Here is a 3,573-nt window from a genome sequence, read left to right as displayed (position 1 = left end):
GCGACGACATCAAGAGCCAGGTCGGCGCGACGATCACCCACCGGGTGCTGGCCAAGCTGTTCGAGGACCGCGGCGTGCAGTTGGACCGCACCATGCAACTCAACGTCGGCGGCAACATGGACTTCCTCAACATGCTCGAGCGCGAACGGCTGGAGTCGAAGAAGATCTCCAAAACCCGGGCGGTCACCTCCAACCTGCAGCGCGAGTTCAAGACCCGCGATGTGCACATCGGCCCCTCTGATCATGTCGGCTGGCTCGACGACCGCAAGTGGGCCTACGTGCGCCTAGAGGGCCGGGCGTTCGGCGACGTGCCGCTGAACCTGGAGTACAAGCTCGAGGTGTGGGACTCACCGAACTCGGCCGGGGTGATCATCGACGCGGTGCGGGCGGCCAAGATCGCCAAGGACCGCGGCCTGGGCGGACCGATCATCGGCGCGTCGGCCTACCTGATGAAAAGCCCGCCGGAGCAACTACCCGACGACGTCGCTCGCACCCGGCTGGAAGAATTCATCACCGGATAGTCGCTCAGCGGTTTCGGCGTGATGTCCGTCGCTCAGCGCACACACTGGTCAAGGGAATCCTGGCGCTGATCGCCGAACTCGGCGCCGACGGCATGACGATGGTTGTCGTGACCCACGAAATGGGCTTCGCCCGCTCGGCCTCGGACGCCGTCGTTTTCATCGATCGCGGCAAAGTCGTGGAATCGGGCCCACCCGAGCAGATCTTCGAAACCGCCGAGACCGAGCGGCTGCAGAAATTCCTCTCTCAAGTGCTGTGACGACCAGCCTAAGCCCGATAGCCACCCACGCAGGTTAGACTGGCGAATTATGGCGGAGAGCAAAGCCGGCGCGCCGGAGGTTACCGCGCTCGCAGAAGGTCTGCACCGCACGCTGTCCAAACTGTTTTCCATCCTGCGCCGCGGTGATCCCAACGGCGCCGCCACCGGTGACCTGACCCTGGCCCAGTTGTCGATCCTGGTCACCCTGCTCGACCGCGGCCCGATCCGGATGACCGAACTCGCCGCGCACGAACGGGTTCGCACTCCGACCACCACGGTCGCCATCCGCAGACTGGAGAAGATCGGGCTGGTGAAGCGGTCCCGCGATGCGTCGGATCTGCGGGCGGTGCTGGTCGACATCACACCCCAGGGACTGGCGGTCCACCGGGAGTCGCTGGCCAACCGGCGGGCCGCGCTGGCGGCGATGCTGAGCAGGCTCAGCAAGGACGACCTCAACACCCTCGCCCGCGCACTGGCGCCGCTGGAGCGCCTAGCCAGCTGCGAGCCCGTCGAGAGCCCGGTGGCCACCGCGTCCACCGGGCACACCTGACCGCGACCGGGCGGCCGCTGAACTCGCACCCATGCCGACCGCACTGATCACCGGTGCCGGCGGTGGCATCGGCTCTGCCATCGCCACGGCCTTGGCGCCCACCCACACGCTGCTGCTGACCGGCCGGCCCTCGGCACGGCTGGAGGCCGTCGCCCAGCGGCTCGGCGCGATCGCCTGGCCGCTGGATCTGACCGACCCCGACAGCATCGCCGCCGTCGCCGCCGCCTCCGAGGCAGTCGGCGAGCTCGACGTGCTGGTACACAACGCCGGTGTGTCGATGCCCGGTCGGGTCGCCCAGACCGCGGCCGCGCAGTGGCGGGCCACCTTCGAGGTCAATGTCTTCGGTGCGGTGGGGCTCACGCTGGCACTGTTGCCGGCGCTGCGGGCCGGCGGCGCGCAGGTGGTATTCATCAACTCGGGTGCGGGACGCAGGGTTTCGCCGGGTATGGCGTCGTATTCGGCGAGCAAATTCGCGCTGCGTGCATTCGCCGACTCGCTGCGCGACGACGAACCCGCGCTGCGGGTCACCACGGTCTACCCTGGCCGCACCGACACCGCAATGCAGCGTGACCTGGTCGCGTTCGAGGGCGGCCAGTACGACCCCGACAAGTTCCTGCGACCCGAGACCGTCGCGGCCGTCGTCGCCGACGTGGTGGCCACCCCGCCGGACGGACACCTGCACGAGGTCGTGGTCCGGCCCCGCTAGCGAACACCTGACCGCGAGCACTTCACCGCGAGCGTGCGTGTCCCCGGACGGCAGGCCGGGTCAAACTCGTTTTTGCGCACGTTCGCGACGAAAACTGCACTCAGACAACCAGGTTGACCAGCCGTCCCGGCACCACGATCACCTTGCTCGGGGTAGCACCGGACAGAAACTCCTGCACCTTCTCGTCGGCCAGCGCCGCGGCCTCGATGGCGTCCGCGGCTGCATCGGACGACACCGTTATCAACCCGCGTTTCTTGCCGTTGACCTGCACCGGGTACTCGAGAGTGTCGGTGACCAGATACGCGGGGTCGGCCACCGGGAACGGCCCGTGCGCCAACGACTCGTCATGGCCGAGCCGTTGCCACAACTCCTCGGCCAGGTGCGGCGCCAGTGGCGCGAGCATCAGCACCAGCGGTTCGACGGCCGCCCGCGGCGTCGAGTCGCGGTGCTTCTTGGTGAGGTAATTGGTGTACTCGATCAGCTTTGCCACGGCGGTGTTGTTGCGCAGCGCCGCATAGTCTTCCGACACACCGGCAATGGTTCGGTGCAGTATCCGCAGGGTCTCGGTGTCCAGCGGCTTTGAGTCGCCGCCGACCACCCGAAGGTCACCGCTGTGTTCGTCGACCACCAAACGCCACACCCGCTGCAGGAAGCGCTGGGCACCGACGACATCCTTGGTCTCCCACGGCCGGGATGCTTCCAGTGGGCCCATCGACATCTCGTAGACCCGCAGCGTGTCGGCGCCGTAGCCGTCGCAGATCTCGTCGGGCGACACCGAATTCTTCAGGCTTTTACCCATTTTGCCGAATTCCTGGAAGACCTCGACGTCGCCGTCGGCGGTGGCCAGGACGAACTTTCCGTTGCGTTCGATCACCTCGGCGGCGGGTACATAGGATCCCCGCGCGTCGGTGTAGGCGAAAGCCTGAATGTAACCCTGGTTGACCAGCCTGCGATACGGCTCTCGCGAGCTGACGTGGCCCAGGTCATACAACACCTTGTGCCAGAACCGCGAATACAACAGGTGCAACACCGCATGCTCGACACCCCCAACGTACAGATCCACACCGCCCGGGTCGGCGGCCCCGTGCTCGGCGGGTCTAGGGCCCATCCAGTACGCCTCGTTCTCGGCAGCGCAGAACCGCGCCGAGTTGTACGGGTCGGTGTAGCGCAGTTCATACCAGGAGCTGCCGGCCCACTGCGGCATCACGTTGGTGTCACGGACGTACGGCTTCAGACCGTCGCCCAGGTCCAGTTCGACGTGCACCCAGTCGGTCGCTTTGGCCAACGGCGGAGACGGCACGCTGTCGGCGTCGTCCGGGTCGAACAGCACCGGTGAGCAGTCGACCACGTCCGGCAGCTCGACCGGCAGCGCCGTCTCGTCCAACGGATGTGGCCGCCCGTCGCCGTCGTAGACGATCGGGAACGGCTCCCCCCAATACCGCTGCCGGGCGAAAAGCCAGTCCCGCAGCTTGTATTCGACGCGTCCCCACCCGCGGCCGTCGGCCTGCAGCTGCTCGGTGACAGCCTCTTTGGCACGCG

Annotated in this window: 4 protein-coding genes and 1 pseudogene; 4 read left to right on the top strand and 1 reads right to left on the bottom strand. The window is 67.1% G+C overall.

Annotated features, from left to right (window positions below):
- The 4 genes and pseudogenes from AC2VOP_RS00645 to AC2VOP_RS00630 all read left to right on the top strand — a co-directional run.
- Window positions 1-521: inositol-3-phosphate synthase (locus AC2VOP_RS00645; RefSeq protein ID WP_486951890.1), on the top strand; the 521-nt coding region annotated here is incomplete at its 5' end.
- A gap of 44 nt (window positions 522-565) precedes the next feature.
- Window positions 566-778 (top strand): annotated as a pseudogene (locus tag AC2VOP_RS00640) (peptide ABC transporter ATP-binding protein); the annotation flags it as partial.
- Window positions 779-827: 49 nt separating this feature from the next.
- Window positions 828-1,328, top strand: a complete 501-nt coding sequence (locus AC2VOP_RS00635; protein ID WP_486959169.1) for a MarR family winged helix-turn-helix transcriptional regulator — start codon at window positions 828-830, stop codon at window positions 1,326-1,328.
- A gap of 31 nt (window positions 1,329-1,359) precedes the next feature.
- Window positions 1,360-2,034, top strand: coding sequence for an SDR family oxidoreductase (locus tag AC2VOP_RS00630; protein WP_486959168.1), 675 nt, complete (start codon window positions 1,360-1,362; stop codon window positions 2,032-2,034).
- A gap of 100 nt (window positions 2,035-2,134) precedes the next feature.
- Here AC2VOP_RS00630 and AC2VOP_RS00625 read toward each other — a convergent pair.
- On the bottom strand, window positions 2,135-3,573 hold a 1,439-nt coding region (locus AC2VOP_RS00625), incomplete at its 5' end, for a class I tRNA ligase family protein (RefSeq protein ID WP_486959167.1).

It is taken from the genome of Mycobacterium sp. TH-M106, assembly GCF_057473765.1.
This window is presented reverse-complemented; position numbering and strand designations above follow the sequence as displayed.